This window comes from Streptomyces sp. NBC_00659, from assembly GCF_036226925.1.
In the GTDB taxonomy this organism is placed as follows: domain Bacteria; phylum Actinomycetota; class Actinomycetes; order Streptomycetales; family Streptomycetaceae; genus Streptomyces.
Genome location: NZ_CP109031.1, coordinates 831111 through 853923, shown reverse-complemented (window position 1 = coordinate 853923; position 22813 = coordinate 831111). Strand labels below are relative to the sequence as shown.

Annotated in this window: 22 protein-coding genes, 1 tRNA gene and 1 riboswitch; of the genes, 15 read left to right on the top strand and 8 right to left on the bottom strand. The window is 71.0% G+C overall.

Features of this window, described 5'->3' with window-relative positions; genetic code table 11:
• Positions 1–34 precede the first annotated feature (34 nt).
• Positions 35–193 carry a hypothetical protein gene (locus OG410_RS03540; RefSeq protein ID WP_329297752.1) on the bottom strand — a complete coding sequence of 53 codons (159 nt, stop codon included), beginning with the start codon at positions 191–193 and terminating at the stop codon, positions 35–37.
• On the opposite strand from OG410_RS03540, the gene OG410_RS03535 reads away from it, so the two are divergent.
• A complete protein-coding gene (locus tag OG410_RS03535) occupies positions 192–821 on the top strand; it encodes a GNAT family N-acetyltransferase (protein WP_329297751.1) in 630 nt (209 codons plus the stop codon). The two genes, OG410_RS03540 and OG410_RS03535, sit on opposite strands and share 2 nt — an antisense overlap.
• Positions 822–877: 56 nt before the next feature.
• Here the strand turns inward: OG410_RS03535 and OG410_RS03530 are convergent, their stop codons facing one another.
• A complete protein-coding gene (locus OG410_RS03530; protein WP_329297750.1) occupies positions 878–2332 on the bottom strand; it encodes an MFS transporter in 1455 nt (484 codons plus the stop codon).
• 184 nt (positions 2333–2516) lie between these two features.
• Between OG410_RS03530 and OG410_RS03525 the strand changes: the two genes are divergently transcribed.
• Positions 2517–2972, top strand: a complete 456-nt coding sequence (locus OG410_RS03525; protein WP_329297749.1) for a MarR family winged helix-turn-helix transcriptional regulator — start codon at positions 2517–2519, stop codon at positions 2970–2972.
• Positions 2973–3090: 118 nt separating this feature from the next.
• Positions 3091–3654, top strand: a complete 564-nt coding sequence (locus tag OG410_RS03520) for a 3'-5' exonuclease (RefSeq protein ID WP_329297748.1) — start codon at positions 3091–3093, stop codon at positions 3652–3654.
• A 42-nt stretch (positions 3655–3696) separates the two neighbouring features.
• On the opposite strand, the gene OG410_RS03515 is transcribed toward OG410_RS03520, so the two are convergent.
• Positions 3697–4290: a DinB family protein gene (locus OG410_RS03515; RefSeq protein ID WP_329297747.1), complete on the bottom strand. Its 594-nt coding sequence runs from the start codon at positions 4288–4290 to the stop codon at positions 3697–3699.
• A gap of 230 nt (positions 4291–4520) precedes the next feature.
• On the opposite strand from OG410_RS03515, the gene OG410_RS03510 reads away from it, so the two are divergent.
• From OG410_RS03510 to OG410_RS03495, 4 genes are all read left to right on the top strand, one after another.
• Positions 4521–4895, top strand: coding sequence for a VOC family protein (locus OG410_RS03510; RefSeq protein WP_329297746.1), 375 nt, complete (start codon positions 4521–4523; stop codon positions 4893–4895).
• Positions 4896–5146: 251 nt separating this feature from the next.
• On the top strand, positions 5147–5851 hold the full coding sequence (locus OG410_RS03505; RefSeq protein WP_329297745.1) for a beta-glucanase: 705 nt from the start codon (positions 5147–5149) through the stop codon (positions 5849–5851).
• Positions 5852–6027: 176 nt separating this feature from the next.
• Complete coding sequence (locus tag OG410_RS03500; RefSeq protein WP_329297744.1) at positions 6028–6201, top strand: hypothetical protein; 174 nt, start codon at positions 6028–6030, stop codon at positions 6199–6201.
• A 153-nt stretch (positions 6202–6354) separates the two neighbouring features.
• Positions 6355–7101 carry a dienelactone hydrolase family protein gene (locus tag OG410_RS03495; protein ID WP_329297743.1) on the top strand — a complete coding sequence of 249 codons (747 nt, stop codon included), beginning with the start codon at positions 6355–6357 and terminating at the stop codon, positions 7099–7101.
• A 143-nt stretch (positions 7102–7244) separates the two neighbouring features.
• Here the strand turns inward: OG410_RS03495 and OG410_RS03490 are convergent, their stop codons facing one another.
• Positions 7245–7613: a hypothetical protein gene (locus OG410_RS03490; RefSeq protein ID WP_329297742.1), complete on the bottom strand. Its 369-nt coding sequence runs from the start codon at positions 7611–7613 to the stop codon at positions 7245–7247.
• A 363-nt stretch (positions 7614–7976) separates the two neighbouring features.
• Positions 7977–8148, top strand: a riboswitch (cyclic di-AMP (ydaO/yuaA leader).
• 7 nt (positions 8149–8155) lie between these two features.
• On the opposite strand from OG410_RS03490, the gene OG410_RS42510 reads away from it, so the two are divergent.
• Positions 8156–9898 carry an NlpC/P60 family protein gene (locus OG410_RS42510; protein WP_443063703.1) on the top strand — a complete coding sequence of 581 codons (1743 nt, stop codon included), beginning with the start codon at positions 8156–8158 and terminating at the stop codon, positions 9896–9898.
• 94 nt (positions 9899–9992) lie between these two features.
• On the opposite strand, the gene OG410_RS03480 is transcribed toward OG410_RS42510, so the two are convergent.
• The gene (locus OG410_RS03480) at positions 9993–10310 is read right to left on the bottom strand and encodes a hypothetical protein (RefSeq protein WP_329297741.1); all 318 of its coding nucleotides are present in this window, start codon (positions 10308–10310) and stop codon (positions 9993–9995) included.
• 178 nt (positions 10311–10488) lie between these two features.
• On the opposite strand from OG410_RS03480, the gene OG410_RS03475 reads away from it, so the two are divergent.
• From OG410_RS03475 to OG410_RS03465, 3 genes are all read left to right on the top strand, one after another.
• Positions 10489–11019 carry a PadR family transcriptional regulator gene (locus tag OG410_RS03475; RefSeq protein ID WP_329297740.1) on the top strand — a complete coding sequence of 177 codons (531 nt, stop codon included), beginning with the start codon at positions 10489–10491 and terminating at the stop codon, positions 11017–11019.
• 84 nt (positions 11020–11103) lie between these two features.
• The gene (locus OG410_RS03470) at positions 11104–12279 is read left to right on the top strand and encodes a DUF2306 domain-containing protein (RefSeq protein WP_329297739.1); all 1176 of its coding nucleotides are present in this window, start codon (positions 11104–11106) and stop codon (positions 12277–12279) included.
• A 61-nt stretch (positions 12280–12340) separates the two neighbouring features.
• Positions 12341–13267 (top strand): hypothetical protein, encoded by a 927-nt coding sequence (locus OG410_RS03465; RefSeq protein WP_329297738.1) that lies wholly within the window; start codon positions 12341–12343, stop codon positions 13265–13267.
• Positions 13268–14220: 953 nt separating this feature from the next.
• Here OG410_RS03465 and OG410_RS03460 read toward each other — a convergent pair.
• Positions 14221–15450 (bottom strand): PP2C family protein-serine/threonine phosphatase, encoded by a 1230-nt coding sequence (locus OG410_RS03460; protein WP_329297737.1) that lies wholly within the window; start codon positions 15448–15450, stop codon positions 14221–14223.
• Positions 15451–15818: 368 nt separating this feature from the next.
• On the opposite strand from OG410_RS03460, the gene OG410_RS03455 reads away from it, so the two are divergent.
• From OG410_RS03455 to OG410_RS03440, 4 genes are all read left to right on the top strand, one after another.
• Entirely contained in the window at positions 15819–17849 is a 2031-nt protein-coding gene (locus OG410_RS03455; protein WP_329297736.1) for a DUF1996 domain-containing protein, read from the top strand.
• Between the two features lie 256 nt (positions 17850–18105).
• Positions 18106–18537 (top strand): hypothetical protein, encoded by a 432-nt coding sequence (locus tag OG410_RS03450; protein ID WP_329297735.1) that lies wholly within the window; start codon positions 18106–18108, stop codon positions 18535–18537.
• A 74-nt stretch (positions 18538–18611) separates the two neighbouring features.
• Positions 18612–18685 (top strand) — tRNA-Met (locus OG410_RS03445).
• A 145-nt stretch (positions 18686–18830) separates the two neighbouring features.
• Complete coding sequence (locus tag OG410_RS03440) at positions 18831–19424, top strand: uridine kinase family protein (RefSeq protein ID WP_329297734.1); 594 nt, start codon at positions 18831–18833, stop codon at positions 19422–19424.
• A 212-nt stretch (positions 19425–19636) separates the two neighbouring features.
• On the opposite strand, the gene pflA is transcribed toward OG410_RS03440, so the two are convergent.
• Positions 19637–20464 (bottom strand): pyruvate formate-lyase-activating protein, encoded by an 828-nt coding sequence (gene pflA / locus OG410_RS03435; protein ID WP_329297733.1) that lies wholly within the window; start codon positions 20462–20464, stop codon positions 19637–19639.
• Between the two features lie 68 nt (positions 20465–20532).
• Positions 20533–22797, bottom strand: coding sequence for a formate C-acetyltransferase (gene pflB / locus OG410_RS03430; RefSeq protein WP_329297732.1), 2265 nt, complete (start codon positions 22795–22797; stop codon positions 20533–20535).
• Positions 22798–22813: the final 16 nt, after the last annotated feature.

The window sequence follows — 22813 nt, the reverse complement described above, 5'->3', positions numbered from 1 at the left end:
CAGATCGTCGCTCGGTTCGGCCGAGTCACTGTCCTCACGCTGCCGTCGTTCCCTGCTCCCAGGTCATGATCCGGTACTTCAGCATGGCACCTCGCGGCGCCTCGTGCCGGATGGTGCCCGGGCGTCCCGCGTCGCGGAAGGTGCGAGCGGGCCTCTTGTGGGAGCGCTCCCATGCGGGGGAGGATGCCCCCATGAACCCAGTGCCGACCATTCGCCCCTACCGGCCCGCCGACCGCGCCGCCGTCGCGGAGGTGTGCGTGAGGACCGCGGACCTCGGCGGGGATTCGCGTGCCCTGTATCCCGACGAGGAGCTGATGCCGACGCTCTTCGCGGCGCCCTACTGCCATCTGGAGCCCGGCCTGGCCTTCGTCCTCGACGACGGGAGCGGCCGGGCGGTCGGCTATGTGGTCGGCACCGGAGACACCGCGGACTTCGCCGCCCGGTTCCGCGGCACATGGATCCCTCGGGTCGCGCACCGCTATCCCGAGCCCACGACGCCGCCGCGCACACCCGGCGAGGTGATGGTCGGGCTGCTGCACACCCCCGAGCGCATGATCCTGCCCGAACTCGCCGCCTATCCGGCGCACCTGCACATCGACCTGCTGCCGGACTTCCAGCGGCGCGGCCACGGCAGAGCGCTGATGAACACCTTCCTCGCCGCACTGCACGACCGCGGGGTGCGGGCGGTCCACCTGGGCATGGTCACCGCGAACAAACCGGCCAGGGCGTTCTACGACCGTCTCGGTTTCCACGAGATTCCCGTCGACGACCCGGGGCCCCTCACCTACCTGGGAAGGCCGACGGCGGTGGCGGAAACGTGAACGCACCGGTTCCGGCGGAGGGGGCCGTCGGAACCGGTGCGGGTGGTGCGTGAACCTCAGCGGGTGGCCGTGGCCGCTTCCGGCGTGGCCGTGAGGCCGGCCTCGTCGTCTCCGGCGGTGGCGCGGACGGCCGGAATCAGGGCGGCGATGGCCGCGGCCACCAGGGCGACACATCCACCGACGATGAGTCCGGTGCGGAAACCGTCCTCGGAGGTGAAGGTGTAGCCGCCCGCGCTGGTCGTCATCTGGGCGAGGGTGACGCCGACGACGGCCGCGCCGACCGAGGTGCCCAGCGAGCGCATCAGCGTGTTGAAGCCGTTGGCCGCGGCGGTCTCGGAGAGCGGGACCGAGCTCATGATCAGGGCCGGCATCGAACCGTAGGCGAGGCCGATACCGCTGCTGGTGACCATGAGGGTCAGCATGAGACCCCAGGCCGAGCCCATGAGGACCAGCGACAGCCCGTAGCCGAGGGCGACGACGAGGACACCGCAGATCAGCGTGAACTTCGGGCCGCGGGCGTCCGTCAGCTTCCCGCCGAACGGGGAGACGATCATCATCATGATGCCGCCGGGTGCCATCCACAGGCCCGCCGCCAGCATCGACTGGCCCAGGCCGTAGCCGGTGGCCTCGGGGAACTGGAGCAGCTGCGGGATGATCAGCATGCTCGCGTACATGCTGAAGCCGACGAAGATCGAGGCGACGTTGGTGAGCAGGACCCGGGGGCGGGCGGTGGTGCGCAGGTCGACCAGCGGGTCCTTGGCACGCATCTCCCAGGCGCCCCAGGCGATCAGGACCACGACGGCGGCGACGAACAGCCCGAGCGTCGTCGCGGAACCCCAGCCCCAGTCGGCGCCCTTGGAGACGCCGAGGAGCAGGCAGACCAGGCCGGCGCCGAGTCCGAGCGCGCCGAGGACGTCGAAGCGCTGACCCTTGGCGCTGGCCGGCACGTCCGGGATGAGGAACCAGATCAGCGTTCCGATCACCAGGGCCAGCACGGCGGAGCCCCAGAAGAGGACGCGCCAGTTCGTGTACTGGGCGACCGCGGCGGCGATGGGCAGGCCGAGGCCGCCGCCGATGCCCATGGAGGCGCTGACCAGCGCGATGGAGGAGCTCAGCTTCTCCGCCGGCACCACGTCGCGCAGCAGGGCGATGCCGAGCGGCACGATGCCCATGCCCATGCCCTGGAGGCCTCGTCCGACGATCATCGGGACGACGGACGAGGAGAGCGCGCACACGACCGAGCCCGCCATGAGCGGGATGGAGCAGGCGAGCAGCATCCGCCGCTTGCCGACCAGGTCGCCCAGGCGGCCGGAGACCGGGACGCAGACGGCCGCGACCAGCAGGGTGACGGTGATGACCCAGGCGGAGTTCGCGGGCGTGGTGTGCAGGATCTGGGGCAGCTCGGCGATCAGCGGGGTGACCAGCGTCTGCATGATCGCCGCCACGGTGCCGGCGAGGGCGAGCGTGGCGACCACGCCGCCCGCTCGGGCGGAGGGCTGGGGGGCGTCCATCAGGGACTCCTCGGGTCTGTCTGCGGGGCAAGGGATGTGCATCGTACATGTCTTATGTATCGCGCATGTGATGTGGTTCATGCATGTGATGTGGGCCGTGCATGGGGGTGTGGGACCATGAAGCCGGGCCGCACCGATGTGCGCGGGACGCGCGGCTCAGGAGACACCGGGAGGCGGCAGGCGGATGGTCAAGCCCACACACGAGGTCGAGTACGAGCAGATGCTGCTCAGCCGCCACGGATGGATGAACCACAGAGGCGGCCGCACCAAGGACGGTGTCCTGGAGCGCAGCGCGTACATCCTGCTCAGCCGTATCCGGATCCAGGGGCCCATGTCGATCGGTGAGTTGAGCGACGCTTTCGGACTCGACGACTCCACCCTCAACCGGCAGACCGCGGCGGCGATGCGTTCCGGGCTCGTCGAGCGCATCCCCGACCCCGACGGGGGCATGGCCCGCAAGTTCCGCATCACCGACGAAGGGGCGCGGCTCCTGGACGAGGAGCGGCAGGGGCTCATCGACGCGCTGGACCGCGTCATGGCCGACTGGCCGGAGGACGACATCGCCGCGTTCGCCTCCTACTTGCGGCGTTTCAACACGGGCATCGAGCGCATCGGCGGACGTCCCTGGCCGCGCCCGTGAGCTGAGGTACGGCTGCCGTCGCTTCTGAGTCTCCTGGCGGCGAGGTCTCCTGCGGACGAGCGGGGCGGGGCGGAAAACCGCGCGACGCGGTGGCGTGCCGCCTTCTACGCTCGCCCGCATGAAGAGTTCCGGAAGGCTGTTGAACGTCGTCGATGTCGAGGCGACCTGTTGGGAGGGTCCGCCTCCGCCCGGAGCGGTGAACGAGATCATCGAGATCGGCCTGACGGTCGTCGACCTGGACGAAGGCGTCCGGCTGGAGAAGCACCGGCTTCTGGTGAGGCCCGCGCGGTCGACGGTCAGCGCCTTCTGCACCGAGCTCACCGGACTGACGCAGGACGAGGTCGAGAAGGGGCTCGAATTCGCAGAGGCCTGCCGTGAGTTGGCCGCTCGACATCGTACGGGGGAGCGGCCGTGGGCGAGTTGGGGCGACTACGACCGTCATCAGTTCACGCGTCAGTGCGCCGCCGCGGAGACTCCGTACCCCTTCGGCCGCCGGCACGCCAACGCCAAGGCGGTCTTCACCGCCGCTCACGGGCTGCGGAAGCGGCCGGGGATGGCGCAGGCCCTGCGCCTGGCCCAACTGCCCCTGGAGGGGCGGCATCACCGGGGTGAGGACGACGCGTGGAACATCGCCGCTCTCGTCCTCGACCTGGCGGGGCGCGGGGCCTGGCCGGGTGCGTGACGTCCTCGGCACCCGGCCGGCCCGGCTGATCCGGCGCCGGTCTCAGCCGTTCTTGTCGGCGTCCCGGGCCGCCTGCTCCAGCCGCGCCCGATAATCCTCCCACCACGCCGAGTCACCCGGCATCAGGCTGTCGTTGTCCTCGTTCATCCCGGCGGCGCCGTCCATGAGTTCGCGGATGATGTCGGCGTGCCCGGCGTGCCGCTGGGTGTCGGCGAGCACGCGAACGACCGCGTGATGCAACGTCACCTCGTTCTTCCCGGCGGGCCACCACGGGACCGTGCCGGTCGTCTCCAGCGGCAGCGCGTCGATCGTCGCGTCCGCGTGAGCCCATGCCCGGCGATAGAGCCCCACGACGAACTCGCGTGTCTCGTCCGCGGTGGCCCACATGTCCCCGTTCGTCTCGTGGGCGTGCTCCAGCCAGGGGAGCGGCTCACCGGACGGCCGTCCGAAGGTGTCGCCGAGGTAACCCAGTTCGATCGTGGCCACGTGTTTCACCAGACCGAGCAGGTTGGTCCCGGTAGGGGTGAACGGGCGGCGGATGTCGTATTCCGAGAGACCCTCGAGCTTCCAGATCAGGGCGTCGCGAGCCGACTGCAGATAGCGGTGAAGGTCGGCCTTGGGGTCCGGTGAAGTCATGGCGTTCAGTCTGCCGCGCCCGGGGGCGTTGTAGTGGTCGACCGGATCAAGTAGCGTCACCGACGTGAACACCGGACCGGCGTCGAGCCACACACAGATGGGCGATCCGGTGGAGGGCTGATCGCCCGATGGGTGCGCCGAAGGCACCGTCTCAGTCCGGCACGTGGACCTCCCAGTGTTTGTGCACCGCGAGTCCTTTTTCCGTGTCGAGCACTACTGAGGTCAGTCGAATGACAGTCACCTTCAATCACACCATCATCGCAGCCAAGGACCGCCACGAGTCGGCACGCTTCTTCCGGGAGCTGCTGGAACTGCCGCAAGCGCCGTCCTGGGGTCCTTTCACCAACATCCAGCTGACGGACGGCGTGCTGCTGCAGTTCGCCGAGCCCCCGGTGGACATCCAGATGCAGCACTACGCGTTCCTGATCGACGACGAGCTGTTCGACCGGGCCTACCGGCGGCTCTGTGACGACGGCATCGAGCACTGGGCCGATCCCCGGATGCGGCGCTCGGGCGAGATCAACAACGAACACGGCGGCCGGGGCGTGTACTTCAAGGACCCGGCCGGCCATGCCATCGAGTTGATCACCCGCCCCTACCTGTAGCCGGCGGAGCCTGGTCGGGTGCGCGGGACGCGGCGCCCGACCAGGCAGCCGGCCGAACCGGGCGCCGTGGGGCGGGTACGGAGCGCGAGCCGTGGTGCGAGGCGCGGCAGGCCGAAGACATGGTGCGCCGGAGTACGACCGGTTCACCCCGATGGGTTGTTTTGTGGCGGGTTGTCGTGAACAGGGCGTGGATGTCCGGTGCTTGGGGAGAACCTGGAGGTAAGCGCAACGTCGTCATCGAGGAGTGCCGCGTGTCCGATGTCGTCTTCACGGCGGATTTCGCCTCGCCTCGTCAATGGGTCGCGGGCCGTTCCTGGGCCTATCCCGACGGCGGACCGGTCAATCCGGACGACGGGAAACTCGACCATCTGGTGACCGACCCCGCCTACTGCCGGACGGGCCGCTTCTTGGCCACGCGACGCCCGGACGGTGACTGGGACGCGGGCCTCCTCACCACCGAGGGCAGCGCGGACGGCTTCATGGTCCGTACGGGGGACGTGCTGGAGACGCGGGTCAAGCTGCCGACGGTGACCGGAGCCTGGCCGGCCGTCTGGACATGGCGGGACGGCGGTCAGGAGATCGACGTCTTCGAGTACCACCCCGACAACCCGGACCTGCTGGAACTGTCCAACCACGTACGCAACACCCACCGCTATTACCGGAACCCCGCCATTCGGCCGGGTGCCTGGGTCGACCTCATGGTCGAGTTCGGCGCCCAGCGGGTCGTGTGGTGGGTGAACGGGATCCAGGTCTTCGACGACCGGCGCGGAGTGGGCAGATCCTGGCACGCCTATCTCATCGTCAACCTGTCCGTATGCGCCGGGCGTTACCACCCGCCGCCGCCTCCCGAAGCCTCCGAGATGGACTTCGAGGTGGCCCGGCTGACAGTCCGCAGGTCCCGGGTCGGCAGGCCTTTCCCCGCGACGGAGGAGTACGGCGCCGACCTCCTCGACTGACACGGGAACCGGGCGGCCGTCGGCGGGAGCCCGGAAGCCGCACGCCGGCCGCTGAGATCCGCGGGCCGGGCACGGGAGTTCTCGGCAGGTGCATCCGCCGAGGCCCTTGGCGCGGAAGCACGGCATCAGAAGCGACGTCGCGCCGGTGCGCGTCGCACCGACAGGTGCCGAGGGCCATGCCGAATCCGGAGCCGGGGCGGGACGCCCCCGAGACCGCCTACATCAGTCACGTCGGCAACTGCCGTACGTGCCGACGGGAGTCGGGACGCTGCCCACAGGCGGCACGCCTCTGGCGCTTCTACCAGGAGTGGCGCGACGGCTACCGCGCGCGGCCCGAGGACACGGGCTGAACCCACGGCTTGGTCGGCTACGGATGAAGGGGTGGTAGGTGGCCGGTGGTAGGTGGTCGGCGACCAGTGGCCGCCGGCCTCCGGCCGGTGAGACGATCCCTCCTCACGGTCCGGTGCGAGGCGTGCGGGAGCGTCGCGAGGAGGAGAGGTGTCATGCGAGGTTCTGCGCGGATGTCCGCCGATGATGTGTCCCGGTCCCGGGCGGGCGGCGCCCCCGTGGCGCTGCGGCCGAGTCATGTCGTCCGTCCGGACGCGGGTCCCGCGCGTGCCGCCGTACTGATCCTTCACGGTGGAACCGTCGACAGCAAGGACCCGTTGCGGCCGTGGAATGCGGCACGCGCCCGGATGCGGCCGTTCGTGCGCTCCGTGACGCGGGCCCTGCCGGACGGGAACGCGTTCGTCGGGCAGGTGCGCTACCGCTACCGGGGGTGGAACGGCGTGGACGCCGACCCCGTCGCCGACGTTCTGCGGGCACTGGACGAACTCGCCGCTCTGGTGGGGGAGGTGCCCGTCGTGCTCGTGGGCCATTCGATGGGCGGGCGCGCCGCCCTGCGGGCCGCGGCCGCGCCCCAGGTCCGGGCCGTGGTGGCGCTGGCGCCCTGGTGCCCGGAGGGTGAGCCGGTGGCCCACCTCCGGGGCAAACGCGTCATCGTGCTGCACGGCGACCGGGACCGGGTCACCGACCCCGCGGAGTCGTTCGCCCTCGTCCGCCGGGCCGCGGAGGCGGGATCCTCCGCGAGCGCCGTGCGGGTCGAGGGCGGTGACCACGCCATGCTCCGGCGCGCGGGGACCTGGCACAGGGCCACGGGTGCGACGGTCGCCGATCTGGTGACCCGGATCGGCGCTGGGCTCGACCCGTTCCCCGCCGAACGGCCGGGCTGCGAACCCGGCGTCCTTTAACAGCCCGTCGGGACGAGCTGCTCCATCGGCCGCCCGGGACCTGCCGGCCGATGGAGCAGACGGTCACCGGTCGGCGTTCGACGGTCGTCGGCCGCCAGGTGTGTCCGGCCGGTCCTCGGCCTCCGGTCGCGTTCGGCCGGCCGTCAGGGGCCGCGTGTGTCGAGCCGGTCGTCGGGATCCGGGGTGGGGGCGAAGGGGCGTCGGGCGCCGGACGACGGCCGTGCGGTGGACGCGGGAAGCGGGGCGCCCGTCGACGGATCCCAGCTGAGGATCCACTCGAAGTCGCGTTGCAGCCGACGGGCCTCGCTTCGCACGAGCGTCGGTATGTCGCCGCGTTCGGAGATCAGTTGGGCATAGATCGGCGCATCGTGCACGTGGGGATCCTCGACTCGCTCTCGTGGTCTGACGTGCCTCGAAGGTACGGCCGGCACGTTGCCGCAGTGGTCATCCGGCCAGCTCGGCCAGAACTGGTCAAGGTGTGACCAGTGGGTGCCGTCGATGTCGAACGACATGCCAGGGAACGTCAGTTCTGTGCACGCTTTCGACACATCCGGGGCGGCTGGGCGGGTGACCGGCGGACCTGGACGGGCCGGCCCCGTGCGGGTCGGCCGGCAATCGAGGTGGAGCGGGGCGGTCCGGCCGAGCGGGGGTCCGGGGCGGGGCCGGGACGGTCATCGGGCCCCGACTGCCCAACGTCCTTGCTCAGCGGCCTTTTCGAGCACGGCCCGTGTCCTCACCGTCGCGCTGCGAGGTGATGCGATGAAGGTCACGAAAATGTATCGGACATCTGGGACGTGGATCTTCACATCGGGTGCACAACATGGCTAAGTTGGCGACCGGGCCGCCCGACTCCCTCCGGCGGAGCTCGCCGGGCGGCGCGGCCTCCGCCGAATCCTGCCTGTCCTCGTGGCAGCTGGAGCCGGGGACCCACCGAACTTGGGGTGAATCGGCCAACTGCCTTACGGGGCAGGGGTCGTAGGGCATACCTTCCGGAATCGTCCGCCCGAACCCGACAGCTAACCCGGTAGGCGGACGACGGAAGGAGCACCACTCCATGGCGCCGGAACGCACCCCGCCCAGCGGCGAAGAAGTCGCCCGACGGCTCTCGTCCCTCTACGACCAGGCGGAACTCGCCACCGGTAAATTCAACGGGACCCGCGCCTCGGCGAACTCCACCCGCAGGCCGATTCGACGGGGCGCCGGTCAGGGGGGCGGGGGTTCCGATCCCGCCCAGGACGATCTGATGCGGCAGCTGTACGACGGGGCACGCTCCCGGTACGGACCCTCGGCTCCGGCCACCCTTCCGGCCGACAGGCAGTCGGAGCGTGGCGGCGAGAGCGCCCGTCCGAGGGAGGGTGCGAAGGGCCCCAAGGGGTCCGCGGGGGAGCTTCCGACGGTGTATCAGCTGGAGCAGATCGTCCGGCCTGTCGCCGAGTTGACGGCGGCACCGATGCGCGAGCTGACCGCCGGTCCGGCTTCGGAGCCGGCCGCGCGCCCCGTCCTGGAGCTGACCGCGGGTCCGGCGGCCGGTTCCGCCCCGGCACCGGGAGCCGAGGCCGCGGGCCGTGCGGCGCTTCCCGCGGGGTCCGCTCCGGAGGCCGCCTCACAGAAGCCGTCGCTGCACGTCAAGAAGCAGACCGCCCGGCGCAAGCTCGCCGCCGCACAGGAGCTGATGGCACGGCACGCGGCACGGCAGAGCATGCCCGTCGCGCAGGCCCCGGCGATCGAGTACAGGCCGGTGGAGGAACCCCGGCTCCCGTCCTTTGCGTCGGTGGGTCAGACGGGTTCGTTCCCGTCGGTGGGTCAGACGGGCTCCTTCCCGTCGGTGGGTCAGACGGGCTCCTTCCCGTCGGTGGGTCAGACGGGCTCCTTCCCGACGGTCGGCCAGACCGGCACGTTCCCCTCGGTCGGTCAGGCACCCGTGTTCCAGCCGGCGCCCCAGCCCGCCCCGTACGAGCCCACGCCCCAGCCCGCGGCACCTCGGCAGGCGCCCATGCCCACGGTCTTCGACACGGGCTCCATGCCCGGGGCGTACGAGGCGGCGCCCCCGGCCGGCGAGTACAAGTCGGTCCTCCTGCCCCTCGGGTACGAGCCGCCGCCCCCGCCCTCCGAGTACAAGTCGGTGCTCCTGCCCCTCGCGTACGAGACGGCGGCCCGTCCCAGCGCGTACCAGCCGGCTCCGATGCCCCCGGTGAGTGAGCCGGTGCCTCAGCCTCCGGTGTACGAGCCGGCGCCGGCTCCCGCCGCGTATCAGCCGGCCCCCGTGCCCCCGGCGAACCAGCCGGCGCCCCCGCCGGCCGACGACGCCTGGCGGCAGGCGTTGTGGACGGCCGGCAATCAGCAGGCCTGGCCCGCCGCTCCCGGAGCCGTCGACACGAACCCCGGGTTCAGTATCGACAGTCTCGTCGCGCCCGCCGCCCCGCCGGTCGTCGGGCCCGACAGCAGGGCCGCGGAGGCGGTCGCCTTCGCCCGCGCTCAGGTCGGCAGACCCTGCGTGTGGGGAGCGTCCGGACCCGGTTCGTACGACCCCTCCGGGCTCACACAGGCGTCCTGGAAGAGCGCCGGGGTCATGCTTCCCCGTGCGACACAGGACCAGGCACAGGTCGGCCCGGCGGTCGCCCTCGGCGCCATGCAGCCGGGTGACCTGGTCTTCTTCCACGCCAACGTGAGTCACGTCGGCCTCTACGTGGGTGACGGCATGATGGTCCACGCCCCGAGTCCCGGAGCGCGGATCACCGAGGAGTCGGTCGAATACGCCGGACAGGCGGCCATCCACAGCGTCGTACGCCCGGTCTGAGATCCGGCCCGGCTCAGGGGCGTACCGCCGTCCGGGGTGTACCGGCCGCTCGTGGAGTGCCGTCGTCCGCGAGGGCGGGCGCGGCGGCGCGCCGTCAGAACTCGCTGTCGATCCCCGTGACGGCGGCAGGCCCCAGCGGGGCGTCGTCGGGGGACAGGCCGCTGTCCAGGAGTGCGCCGGAGACGAGCCGCACGGCTTCGGCCTCGGCGCTTCTCCGGTCCGCCGCCTCGACCTCGAGCCGGACGGAGAACCTGTGGTCCTCGTCGACGGTCAGCAGGCTCAGTTCCTCGCTCTCGCCCAGGTCCGTGTTCTGCGGGTCCTGGGGGCGAAGCCTGCGCTCCACGTCGGCGCGGGAGGCGTCCGACAGGCCGTGGACGAATGTCCCGGGAACGGTGATGACGTAGGTGGTCACAGGAGCTCCTAGTGCGGCCGGCGCGGGGGCCTGAAGTGCGGTCGGTTGCGTGATCGCCCGTATACCCCGCATTGTGCCGGGCACCCGGATCTTCTTCGCGTCGGGCGGAGCCGGCGGTGCGGTGGGCGTGCCCGGCGGTGCCTGCCGCCCGGTGATCGTGTGGCGATACGGTCGCCCCATGGCTGACGCTCGGTTGACCACCGCCTCGTATCTCGTCCTCGGCATCATCGAGAAGCTGGGCGAGGCCAGCGCGTACGACGTGAAAGGGGAGGCGGCGCGGACGGTCGCGCCCTTCTGGTCGGTGCCGCACGCGCAGGTGTACGCGCAGTGCGACCGTCTCCTCGACGCCGGGATGCTCTCCCAGGTGCGGCAGGAGAGCGGCCGCAACCGCAGGGTGCTGACGCTGACGGACCAGGGCAGGGCTGCCCTGAGGGGCTGGCTCGACGACCCCGCGTTCGTCCCGGTGGAGGCTCGTGAGCGCGGCATCCTCAAGCTGTGGTTCGGTGGCGAGCCCGCCGTGCTCGGTCCCGTACAGCTCGGTGAGCACCGTCGGACCCTGGGCGAGTACGAGGAACTCGCCGGGACCGTCGGGGAATTGCTGACGCGCGGGCAGCGGGACGCGCTGGAGTTCGGAATCCGGTACGAGCGGATGATGATCGACTTCTGGCAATGGGTGCAGCGCCGGGACGAGGACACGACAGACCGTTGACCCCGGCGGTGGACGGCCCTACCGTCTCGATAGTCCAAACGAGACTATCGATGGCCGGGCCGCGGCCACGAGCAGGGAGTCGTCGTGCGTCGTCCCACGGGCACCACCTGGCGCCGCCTCGCCGTCATCGCCGTGTCCGCCGTGTGCGTGGGCTACGCGCCGATCGCGATGACCGAGCTGTGGCCCTACGCGCACCCCGGCGCGCCGGCGTTCGGTGAGTGGATCCTGGCCCACGTGGTCTCGCCGCGCTACGTGGCCGACGCGCTGGCCACCCGGATCGGGCCGTACCGCCACAGCCTCGTGCCGATGATCGTGCACTCGGTGCTCGGTGGTGTGCTGATGCTGCTGGGCCCCGCGCAGGTGCTCACCGCCGTACGGCGGCGCACGCGGCTGCACCGGGGTCTCGGGGTGGCCTTCGCGGTGACCGTGTACGCCTCGATGGCGGGCGCCGGGATGTACCTGGCGCGCACGGCCCCCGGGGACGCCTTCAGCGGCGCCGCCTTCTGGATCGTGCTCGCGACCATCCTGGTGGGCACCGTGATGAGCGTGACGTTCGGAGTGCTCGCCGCCGTCGGGGGGTTCCCCGACCTGCACCAGCGCTGGATGCTGCTGTGCTACGGCTTCCTGCTGACCGCCCCGCTGCTCCGCTTCGAGTGGGGTGGCCTGCCGCTGATCCTGCCGGGACTGTCCATGGCCGACATCAACCAGTTGGCCACCATGCACCTGGGCTCCGTCGTCGCTTTCGGCGCCCTGATCGCCTCGCGTTCCCTCGACCGGCGCGCGCAGGTCGCGGGGGTGTCCGGGTCGTGGGCCCCTGTGCCCGTCCTGGCCCTCGCGCACCTGGCCGGAGCGGCCGCGCTGACCTGGATCGCGCGCTCCTCGCTGGACCACGGGACGCGGGGGAGGCGGCTCCTGCTCGCCTATCTCCTGCCGTACGCCGTCACGTACGCGGTGATGGCCCTGCGCGCGAGGCGCGCCGGCCGGGAGGGCCGCCTCTGGGCACGGGAGGAGTGGCGCCTTCACTGGGCGGCCCTGTGTCTGGCGCCGGTGCTGTCGGCCGGGGCCGCTCCGCTCTTCGAGCGGTCGCTGGGGCTCGACGGGCTCACGGCGCTGGCCGCGGGGGCGGCGATCGGCTGCGGCGCCATGGCGTTCACGGCGACGCTGATCGTCAGCGTGCGCGTCATGTACGCACGGGAGGTCCTCAAGAGGGCGGCGCCCGCCCCCGGTTCGGTCACCCGTCTCTCGGCACCGGTCTCCTAGCCCCTCCTCATCCCCCGGCCCGTTCATTTCATCGCGCCCTACGTCCGGAAACGGAATCCCCATGCCGAACGCATCCGACCCGCCCAGGACCGACGACGTCCCCGGGCAGCCGAGGCTCCTCGCGGCGGGTGGGCGGCCGCTGACCGCCGGAGTGGCGATGCTGGCCACCGCGGTCGCCGTGGTCAGCGTCCTCGTCGGCGGCCTGCTGGCGGCCGTGGCCCTCACCGGACACGTCTTCGGTGCGTGGCGCTCCCCCGAGTCGCTCACTCCAGGACTGATCGGCGCGGCCATGCTCGGCACCGCTCCCGGACTCTTCGCGGTGAGCCGGGCCCGCGCCTGGCACGAGGCCCGCTCGCTCGTCCACCCGCTGGCCGTCGTCCTGGTCGGGCTGTTCACCGTGAGCCTGCTCAACGCGGGGCAGCTGTACATCGCGCGGGGCGGCTCCATCGTCCCCGTGCTGTTCAGCCTCGGCTGGCTCTTCGTGCTCGGCGCGCTGTGCGTGTGCGCCCTGATCGCACTGGTCCTGCAGTACCTCACCCCCGGCCGGCCGCTCGGCCCGCGCGGTGCGCCGCTGCCCGGCTGGTCGAAACCGGCGCTGGCCGTGCTCGGTTCGGCGTGGCTCGGTATCGGCACGGGTCTGCTCGTCCGGCCCGGCTTCTGGGCCGGCTTCGTGCCGTGGAGCGTCGACCGCCCCGACGCGCAGGCGCTCGGCGTCTGGGCACTGGCCCTCGGCGTCGGCGTCCTCGGCGCGCTCGCCGAGGACGACCTCGGCCGCACCGGCCCGGCGCTGATCGCCCTGCCCGGGACCGCCGTCGCCGTGACCGTCGTGCTGGCCTGCCGCGCCGCCGCCGTCGACTGGTCCTCGGGTCCTGCCCTCTGCCTCGTGCCCATGGTGGCCGGGCTCCTGCTGGCCGGCCTCGGCGGACGCGTCCTGCTGGCGCGATCCTCGGCGGTACCACCCCGGCAGAACCCCGCCGCCGAGGGCTGACAAAGCCGACTGCGCCCGGAATCAACGCAATTGACACTCCGTCACCAGGATGTCTGAATCGCCTTCGCTCCCGGGGGCCCGACCGGATCTTCGCTGCCGACTCCCGGCAACGGTGTCCACGCCATCTGTTCCGGACCGGGGCAGAGCCGCGGCCCGTGCCCGGACGGCAGGATACGAGGCGTCGAACGACGAGGAATGTTGCCGGGGGTGGTCCAGGTATGCGCGGGTGGCGTCGTCCTGCGCCCGTCCGGGAGCCGGACCTGACGGCGTACATGCGGAGCACGGTGTGGGGGCCCGCCGAGTTCGTCGGATGGCCGCCCCGGTGGCTGGTGGGGGAGGGAATCCTCGCCGGAGTGCTGGGGGCCGGATCGATCGTCGGCGCCGGGGTCCTCGGCGACCGGACCGGAGTGCCGGTACTGGCCAGCGGGGAGGCCGGGCTCGTGTGCGCCGGGATCCTCGTCCTGCACCTGGTTCTCCTGCGGGCGGGGCGGGCGCTGGTCGGGGTCGTCGCGGCCCTCGGCGTGTGTCTCGCCCTCCAGGCCCCGCAGGCCGCGGCGGACGTGGTGCCGGCGGACGGCGAGCGGGTGGCGCCCATGGTCGTCACGTCCGTCGAGGGCGGCGGGAAGGAGGGCGTGGGCCGCACCCGCTATCTGTGCTCGGTGGTCGCCCGGGACGGCGCACCGCTCAGGGTCCGCGTATGGCGGGGATGCGGGCGGACCACCCGGCCGGGGGACGTGCTCGCCGTCGTCTACGACCCCCAGGGGCGGATGCCGCCACGCGCCCTGACCGCGGGACCGGTGCCGACGGGGCCGCTGCGTGCCCTGGCCGCCCTGGCCGCGGCCCTCCTCGCCGTATGCGTGCTCGCGGTCGTCCGCTCCCACCGGCTCACCCCGGCGGCCTTCACCGCCGTCGGTCGGTCGCCGGACCCCGGAGCCGTCCCCCGCCGGTCGGGCTCACAGCGGGAGGATCACCAGCGCCGTGTCGTCGGTGACGCCACCGGGCGGGAGCAGCTCCGACAGCAGCGCGTCGGCGAGGGCCTCGGGCTCGGCCCCCCGGTGGCGGGTCAGCGCGGCGGCAAGCCGTGAGAGGCCTACGTCGATGTCCTCGGTGCGGCGCTCGATCAGACCGTCGGTGTACAGGACCAGGGTGTCGCCCGTGACGAAGTCCGTCGAGGCCTCGGGGCGGTCCACGTGCTCCGGCCGGGCTCCCAGCGGCGGGTCGGTCGCCCCGTCCAGGAACTCCACTCTCCCGTCGCCGCGCAGGAGAGCCGGCGGAGGATGTCCCGCGCTGCTGTACGCGATGGTGTGCCTCTCCCAGTCGATCCAGGCCGTCACCGCCGTGGTGGACTCGGCACCCTCGACGGAACGCGCGTACAGCCCGAGCACCTCGAGTGCGCGCGCGGGACCGGCGGAGGCCCGGGACGCGGCACTGAGGGCACTGCGCAACTGGCCCATGACACAGGCGGCGGGCAGCCCGTGGCCCACGACATCGCCCACCGCGACCGCCATCCGGTCGCCGTCCAGTGCCACCAGGTCGTACCAGTCCCCGCACACGTTCAGCGAACTCGTGGCCGGCTGGTAGCGCATGGCGGCATGGTGTGTCACCACCTGGTTCGGTGAGGGCAGCAGCGCGTCCTGGAGCGCGACGGCGACCTCCCGTTCGCGGGCGTGGGCACGCCGCAGGCGCTCGTTCACCTCCTGCAGCTCCCGGGCCCGCGTGTACAACTCGGCCTCCAGCACCGGGGTCCGGTCGCCCGGTGCGTGCCCGCCGCGGGCGCGGATGAGTTCGGTGACCTCCTCCACCCGGTGCACCACCAGCGCCACCGTGCCGTCAGCATGGAGCACCGGGGCGTTGACCGGGCTCCAGTACCGTTCCTCCCAGACACCCGGCCGGTCCAGTGACTCCACGTCGTACCGCTGGAGGGCCATGGCGTCGCGCTCGCCGGACTCCACCACCCGGCGCAAGGACGCCTCCAGGTTCCGCATCCCGGTGGAGGCGGGGTCGCCCGGCCGGTCGGGAAAGACGTCGAAGAGGTACCGGCCGACCAGTTGCTCCCGGGAGCGCCCGGAGTTGCTCAGGTAGTCGTCGTTGGCGTCCACGAAGACCATCTCCGGGGTGAGCAGGGCGACCATGCCGGGCAGGGCGTGGAAGACGCCGCCGAAGTCGATCTCCGCTCCCGTCACTGGTTCACCGCCTCACGCCGCTGCCCTGGCCGTGCCCACGGAGGAAGCGGCGGAGCACCCTGCCCTGTGCCACCGGCCCGGGGCATGACCGGGGCCCCACGTCCAGGGCGTACCCGTGGTGCAGTGCTCCCATCAGGCCATCGGTCCGCGCCCGGTGCAACCGCAGGGGTGCGCGCGCCACGCTCGCCGCCGCCCGGTCCGCCCGGGGGTGAGAGGGGCTTCCGGCGTTCACCGAAGCGCCCTGGGGCAGTTGCTCCATACGGGGTCACTGTGAATTCGGGAGACGGCTGAACACAACGCGACCCGCGTGCGTATAGGGGCAGGGGAATTTCCATGCCGAGCCGACCACGACGCGTAGGAGCACCACCTTGGGACGCAACACGCGCAGACGCCCAACGGGCGCACGCCGCGCGACCTCTGCAGCTTTCGCACTGATACTGGGCGGAGGCGGACTCGTAGGAGTCAACGTCTACGCATCGGCGAGCGAGACCGGCGCGACGGACGCGAACGTCCTGTCCGCCGGGTCCGCCACCATCGACTGCCCTGACGTCGGCGAACAGTTGAAGACGGTTCCGGACGCCGCGAAGGATGGCGTCGACAAGGAACTCGCAGACCTGGACCAGCAGATCGCCGAGGCGTACCGGCAACTCCAGGCAAGCGCCGACCAGATGCAGCAGAACGGCGACAGCGGCGCCGACGCCATCATGAATCCGCTGAAGGAGAAGCGGTCCGAGTCGATCGGCCGCATCGTGGCCGCGATCGATGCCGCGGGCGACCCGCCGAGCGGGCTCGACGGTTTCGCGGCCTGCACCTTGCGTCCCTCCGGCAACCAACCCGGCACCGGGGCGGACACCGGTCAGAGCGCCGCGCCGCAGGACCAGAACAGCGCGTCACCGAGCGCCGGCGCGTCCCAGAACCAGGGCGGCCAGCAGGGAGGCGCCGCACCGGCCGGCAACGGCCCCGTGGCCGCCGACTACGCGGACATCAAGTCCGTCCAGCCCAACGTGGCGAACCCGCAGCCCCAGGCCGACGCCTCCCAGGGCGAGTTCGTCTCCAGCTGCGGAGTGAACGCCAACGGCCTGTTCAACTCGGACAACGTGATCGTGGCTCCCGGTGTCACCAACGGCGCCCACCACTTCCACGACTACATCGGCAACCAGTCCAACACCGCCTTCGCCAGTGACGACGACCTGGCCAAGGCCGACACCTCCTGCCAGGACAAGGGCGACAAGTCCTCGTACTTCTGGCCCGTGGTGCGCCTCCAGAACGGAACCCAGGAACGCGACGCGGGTTCCCCCGGAGGCGGGACCGAGGGCAACGCCGGCAAGATCGTCACGCCCGAGCAGGTCACGCTGACCTTCGTCGGCAACCCGCGCAGCAAGGTCACGGAGATGCCGCGGCTGCTGCGCATCATCACCGGTGACGCCAAGGCCTTCGTCAACGGCCCCGCGAACGCCAACGCCTCCTGGAGCTGCACCGGTTTCGAGGACCGGCAGCTGAAGGACAAGTACCCGCTCTGCCCGCAGGGCAGCGACGTGGTGCGCACCTTCAAGTTCCAGAGCTGCTGGGACGGCGCGAACATCGACAGCGCCAACCACCGTACCCACGTGGCCTTCGCGGACGCCCAGGGCAACTGCCCGGGCAGTTTCAAGGCCATTCCGCAGTTGGTGCAGCGCATCGTCTACGGCATCGACGCGCCGAGCCTCCAGGACGGCGGCCGTACGTCGCCGCTGTTCGCGGTGGACTCCTTCCCGGAGAACCTCCACAAGCCGGTCACGGACCACGGCGACTTCATCAACGTCTTCGACGAAGGCACCATGAAGAACGTGGTCGACTGCATCAACAGCGGCAAGAAGTGCGGCGCGGGCGCCGGTGACGGGGGCGGCCAGCAGGAGGATCCGCCGGCCACCGACGAGCCGTCGCAGAGTGCCGAGCCGAACCCCTCCGAGGCGGCCCCGAACCCGTCGGAGGCGGACCCGAATCCCTCCGAGGAGCCCGCGGAGAACCCCTCCGAGGAGCCGGCGCCCACCGCGGACGACCCGTCCGACGGCAAGGGTGAGCAGGGCTCCGGTGACAACGGAGGCGGTCGGACCGAAGAGCCCGCCGAGGAAGCTCCGGCCACCGAGCCGGCCGGGGGCGACGCGCCTCCCGCCACGGTGGAGCCCAAGTCCGATGTGACGACCCCGGGCGACGACCAGGGCGCCGAGGTGGGGACACCCGCGCAGACGGAACCCGCGGCCGTGTCCTACCCGCCGGCCACGTCGGGGATCGAGCCGCAGGCGGTCGGGACCGGCGGGCTCGCCGAGACCGGGGCGAACCTGTGGCCGGGTGTGATCGGCGGGATCTTCGTCGTCTCCGGCATCTTCGTGCTCTACCGGATCCGGCGCACCTACGCGTGACACGGACAGCCCGGTACGGGCGACTCCCGACGGATGAGTCCTGACAGATGACTCCTGACGGATGAAACTCGCTGGACGAGTCCTCACGGACGAATTCCGGACAACGAGTTTGAGGGGGCTCGTGGCCTGTGCGGACAGGGCACGAGCCCCCTCGGCCGTGTTCCGGACGGCTGTCTCGACCGGCGGGGTGAGCCGATTCGCAGCATGCTGGTGGGAGACGCGATCATGTCGTCCACATTGGGGAAGGCGAAGCTCCATGGACGCATCAGAGCAGGCACCGGATGACCGGCCCCTCGACCTGTACCTCGAAATGCTCCGCCTGCGTATGGCTCCGGCGGACTACGCGCTCTTGCTGCGCATGGTCGAGCCCGTACTCGAAGCGATCAGGGAGGAGAGGGTGGGAGCGATCGAACTGTGTCTCGACGGCGAGGAACCCGAGAGCGTCCCGCAGGAGGTCCGTGACGAGGCGTCCCTCGTGGTCGCCGTAGCGGTCACGGGACGCCTGGACAACCGGATCGTCGAGCTGGAGACCGAGGAGATCGGTGTCGTCCGGGTCGTCACGGATTCGGGTACGGCCGATGATCCCGAGCGGTGCAAAGAGATCGCCGACTTCATCGGAGAGCGGCACCGTCAGGACGAGGAACTGCGGGGCATCGCCGAAGTGAGCGGTCTGCCCACCGACGTGTGACAGCCCGCGCAGCCCGCCGGCGGGCGATCATGGTCCAGGGTCCGGAAAACATGGCGTAGAGTTGATTTCACCGACGCGGGGTGGAGCAGCTCGGTAGCTCGCTGGGCTCATAACCCAGAGGTCGCAGGTTCAAATCCTGTCCCCGCTACTCGAAGACAGAGGGGCCGACATCACGATGTCGGCCCCTCTGCCGTGTCGTGTCTCCCCGGCCGCCCGGACCCGTGAGTCGTCGGAACATACGAGTGCCGCTCATTCGGCTCGGGCGGAGCGCCCGGTGCCGACACAATCGCCTCATGACGAAGATCGAAACAGTCGCGGAGCGCGTCGTGGCCGCCGCCCGCGCCCGCGCCGACAAAGGGCTGGTGCTGATCGCGGTCGACGGCATGGGCGGGTCGGGCAAGTCGACCCTGGCCTCCGCCGTGGCCCGGCTCGATGATGCCGTGGTCGTGCACGGAGACGACTTCTACCGTCCGATGGACGCCGACGAACGCGCCGCACTGACCCCTGCCCAGGGCTACGACCTCTATTTCGACTGGCAGCGGCTGCGCGACGAGGTCCTCACCCCGCTCGCCACCGGCCACGACGCGGTCTACCGGCGCTACGACTGGCCGACCGGATCCCTGGCCACGGACGAGGCGTGTGCCGTCGCCTGCGACGGCATCGTCCTCGTCGAGGGTGTCTACACCGCCCGGCCCGAACTCGCCGACCACTACGACCTGGTCGTCTACGTCGACACCCCGCCCGAGGAGTCCATGCGTCGGCTCCGGGCCCGCGGTGACGACCACGGCCCCATCGACTGGGAGGCCCGCTGGCGCCTGGCCGAGGAGCACTACCTGAACACGACCCGTCCCCGGGAGAGGGCGCACCTCGTCGTTCCCGGCCACTGACAGTGCCCTGACATGACAGCGCACTGACAGGGCACAACGAAACACCGCCTCCGGTCGAATGACCGGAGGCGGTGCATGTGGAGCGCCGGGCAGGCCTTGCACCTGCATTTCCCCGCAGGAAGCGGGACGTCTTTCCTTGGACCACCAACGCCGGGCTCGTCACCGAGTGTTCGGTGCAGGCTCAAGATCGAGCATATCAGCAGTTCAGCGGGTCATATCGCGTTCAGGCCGTACGAGGCGAAGACGGAGCGGGCTTCGGCGATCTGGGCGGCGCTCGGGACCGGGGTCGCGGCGAGGGTGAAGTCCATGCCCAGTCCGGCCCACTTGTCGGCGCCGAACTTGTGGAAGGGCAGGATGTCGACACGGGTGACGTTTCCCAGGGACGCCGTGAAGGCGGCGACTCCCGCCACGTTCTCCGGGGGGTCGGTCAGACCCGGGACCAGGACGAACCGGACCCAGACCTCCTTGCCCAGCGCGGCCAGGCGACGGGCGAAGACCAGGGTCGGTTCCAGCTGACGGCTGGTGAGGCGCATGTAGAGCTCGCGGTCCCAGGACTTGATGTCGAGCAGCACCAGGTCGACGCTCTCCAGCATGGCGTCGGAGGCACGGGCGCCGAGGAAGCCCGAGGTGTCCAGGGCGGTGTGCAGGCCCAGGTCGTCGTGGCAGCGGGCCAGGATCTCGCCGGTGAAGTCCGGCTGGAGCATCGGTTCGCCTCCGCTGACGGTGAAGCCGCCGCCCGCGGCGTGGATGAACGTCACGTACTTGGCCGCCTCCGCGACAACCTCGTCGGTCGTGGCGCGCTTGCCGTTGCTCATCCGCAGGGTGTCCGGGTTCTGGCAGTACAGGCAGGCCAGCGGGCAGCCGGCGACGAAGACGACGAAACGGGTGCCGGGGCCGTCGACACCGGTGGAGAGGTCCCAGGAGTGCACCGACCCGGTGAGGGGCCCGGTGCCGCGCCGTGGGACAGCCTGCTCGACCGGCCGGTCGGGGTCGGCGGAGATGAGGGGCAGGAGAGGGCTTCCCGGCCGGATCAGGGTCATGACCAAGCCTCCTGACGTCGTGGCGGTTCCCGGGGAGCGCGCGGCGCGCTCCCCGGGAGACGGGTGGGCTACAGCGACCCGTGGAAGGTGCGGCCCAGGACGTCGAGCTGCTGCTCGCGCGTCAGCCGCACGAAGTTGACCGCGTAGCCGCTCACCCGGACGGTCAGCTGCGGGTACTTCTCCGGATGCTCCATCGCGTCCATCAGCGTGTCCCGGTTCAGCACGTTGACGTTCATGTGGAAGCCCTGGCTGGTGACGAAGCCGTCCAGGACTCCCGCCAGATTGCGGATCCGGTCCTCGGGGGTGCGGCCCAACGCGTCCGGGGTGATCGTGTTCGTGAGCGAGACCCCGTCCTCCGCCTGCTCGTACGGCAGCTTGGCCACCGACAGCGCGCTGGCGACGTAACCGTGGGTGTCACGGCCGTTCATCGGGTTGGCGCCCGGTGAGAACGGCTCGCCCGCGCGGCGGCCGTCCGGGGTGTTGCCGGTCTTCTTCCCGTACACCACGTTCGAGGTGATGGTGAGCACCGACTGCGTGTGCTCGGCGCCCCGGTAGGTGGGGTGCTTGCGCACCTTGCGCATGAACTCCTCGACCAGCCACACCGCGATCGAGTCGGCCCGCTCGTCGTTGTTGCCGTACGCCGGGTACTCGCCCTCGATGCGGAAGTCCACGGCCAGTCCCGTCTCGTCCCGCACCGGCGCGACCTGGGCGTACTTGATCGCCGACAGGGAGTCCGCGGCGACCGAGAGCCCGGCGATGCCGCATGCCATGGTGCGCCGGATGTCACGGTCGTGGAGCGCCATCTCCAGCCGCTCGTAGGCGTACCTGTCGTGCATGTAGTGGATGACGTTCAGGGCGTGGACGTACGTCTCGGCCAGCCACTCCATCTGCCGGTCGAGCCGGCCCAGCACCTCGTCGTAGTCCAGCGTCTCGCCGGTGACCGGCCCGGTGGCCGGGCCGACCTGGGCGCCGGACAGCTCGTCGCGGCCGCCGTTGATGGCGTACAGCAGTGTCTTGGCGAGATTGACCCGGGCGCCGAAGAACTGCATCTGCTTGCCGACCTCCATCGCCGAGACACAGCAGGCGATGGCGGTGTCGTCCCCGAAGCGCGGGCGCATCAGTTCGTCGGACTCGTACTGGAGGCTGGAGGTGTCGATCGAGACCTGCGCGCAGAACTCCTTGAAGCCCTGCGGAAGCGCCGGCGACCAGAACACCGTCATGTTCGGCTCGGGCGCGGGCCCCAGGTTGTACAGGGTCTGCAGGTAGCGGAAGGAGGTCCGGGTGACCAGGGTGCGGCCGTCCGAACCGATGCCGCCGATGGACTCCGTGACCCAGGTCGGGTCGCCGGAGAACAGCTCGTCGTACTCCGGGGTGCGCAGGAACCGCACGATCCGCAGTTTGATGATGAAGTCGTCGACGAGCTCCTGCGCCGCGCTCTCGTCCAGCACCCCGGCGTCGATGTCCCGCTGGAGGTAGACGTCGACGAAGGTGGAGGTGCGGCCGAGCGACATCGCCGCGCCGTTCTGCTCCTTCACCGCCGCGAGGTAGGCGAAGTACAGCCACTGCACGGCCTCGCGGCCGGTGCTCGCCGGACCCGAGACGTCGGATCCGTAGGAGGCGGCCATCTCCTTCAGTTCGCCCAGCGCCCTGATCTGCTCGGAGATCTCCTCGCGTTCGCGGATCACCTCCTCCAGGCGCGCGGGGTCGCTGGGCAGGGCGTCCAGGTCGGCCTTCTCCTCCTGCTTGGCCTCGATCAGACGGTCCACGCCGTACAGCGGGACCCGCCGGTAGTCGCCGATGATGCGGCCCCGGCCGTAGGCGTCGGGCAGGCCCGTGACGATGCCCGCCTTCCGGGCCGCCCGGATCGCCGGGGTGTACGCGTCGAACACCCCGGCGTTGTGGGTCTTGCGGTACTGCGTGAAGACCTTCTCCAGCTCCGGCGAGACGGGATAGCCGTACGTCTCGAGCGCACCGGCCACCATCCGCCAGCCGCCGAAGGGCATGATCGCCCGCTTCAGCGGGGCGTCGGTCTGAAGACCGACGATCAGGTCACGGTCGCGGTCGATCCAGCCCGGCGGATGCGCGGTGATGGTGGACGGGACGTCGTACGACACGTCCAGGACGCCCTTGGCGCGCTCCTCGGGGAACAGATCGGTGATCTTCTTCCACACGGCCGTGGTGCGCTCGGTGGGACCGGCCAGGAAGGAGTTGTCACCTTCGTACGGGGTGTAGTTCTGCTGGATGAAGTCCCGTACGTTGATCTCGTCGCGCCACAGACCTCCCCGGAAGCCGTCCCAGGCGCTCCGGACGGGCCGCTGCTGCTGCGTGGTCATCGGTGTACGACTCCTT

Coding starts and splice junctions, on each gene's coding strand:
- OG410_RS03440 (WP_329297734.1), top strand. CDS start 18,831: ATGACGAAGATCGAAACAGTCGCGGAGCGCGTCGTGGCCGCCGCCCGC.
- pflA (WP_329297733.1), bottom strand. CDS start 20,464: ATGACCCTGATCCGGCCGGGAAGCCCTCTCCTGCCCCTCATCTCCGCC.
- OG410_RS03450 (WP_329297735.1), top strand. CDS start 18,106: ATGGACGCATCAGAGCAGGCACCGGATGACCGGCCCCTCGACCTGTAC.
- OG410_RS03515 (WP_329297747.1), bottom strand. CDS start 4,290: ATGACTTCACCGGACCCCAAGGCCGACCTTCACCGCTATCTGCAGTCG.
- OG410_RS03540 (WP_329297752.1), bottom strand. CDS start 193: ATGGGGGCATCCTCCCCCGCATGGGAGCGCTCCCACAAGAGGCCCGCT.
- OG410_RS03530 (WP_329297750.1), bottom strand. CDS start 2,332: ATGGACGCCCCCCAGCCCTCCGCCCGAGCGGGCGGCGTGGTCGCCACG.
- OG410_RS03520 (WP_329297748.1), top strand. CDS start 3,091: ATGAAGAGTTCCGGAAGGCTGTTGAACGTCGTCGATGTCGAGGCGACC.
- OG410_RS03510 (WP_329297746.1), top strand. CDS start 4,521: ATGACAGTCACCTTCAATCACACCATCATCGCAGCCAAGGACCGCCAC.
- OG410_RS03535 (WP_329297751.1), top strand. CDS start 192: ATGAACCCAGTGCCGACCATTCGCCCCTACCGGCCCGCCGACCGCGCC.
- OG410_RS03490 (WP_329297742.1), bottom strand. CDS start 7,613: ATGTCGTTCGACATCGACGGCACCCACTGGTCACACCTTGACCAGTTC.
- OG410_RS03525 (WP_329297749.1), top strand. CDS start 2,517: ATGGTCAAGCCCACACACGAGGTCGAGTACGAGCAGATGCTGCTCAGC.
- pflB (WP_329297732.1), bottom strand. CDS start 22,797: ATGACCACGCAGCAGCAGCGGCCCGTCCGGAGCGCCTGGGACGGCTTC.
- OG410_RS03475 (WP_329297740.1), top strand. CDS start 10,489: ATGGCTGACGCTCGGTTGACCACCGCCTCGTATCTCGTCCTCGGCATC.
- OG410_RS42510 (WP_443063703.1), top strand. CDS start 8,156: ATGGCGCCGGAACGCACCCCGCCCAGCGGCGAAGAAGTCGCCCGACGG.
- OG410_RS03500 (WP_329297744.1), top strand. CDS start 6,028: ATGCCGAATCCGGAGCCGGGGCGGGACGCCCCCGAGACCGCCTACATC.
- OG410_RS03465 (WP_329297738.1), top strand. CDS start 12,341: ATGCCGAACGCATCCGACCCGCCCAGGACCGACGACGTCCCCGGGCAG.
- OG410_RS03495 (WP_329297743.1), top strand. CDS start 6,355: ATGCGAGGTTCTGCGCGGATGTCCGCCGATGATGTGTCCCGGTCCCGG.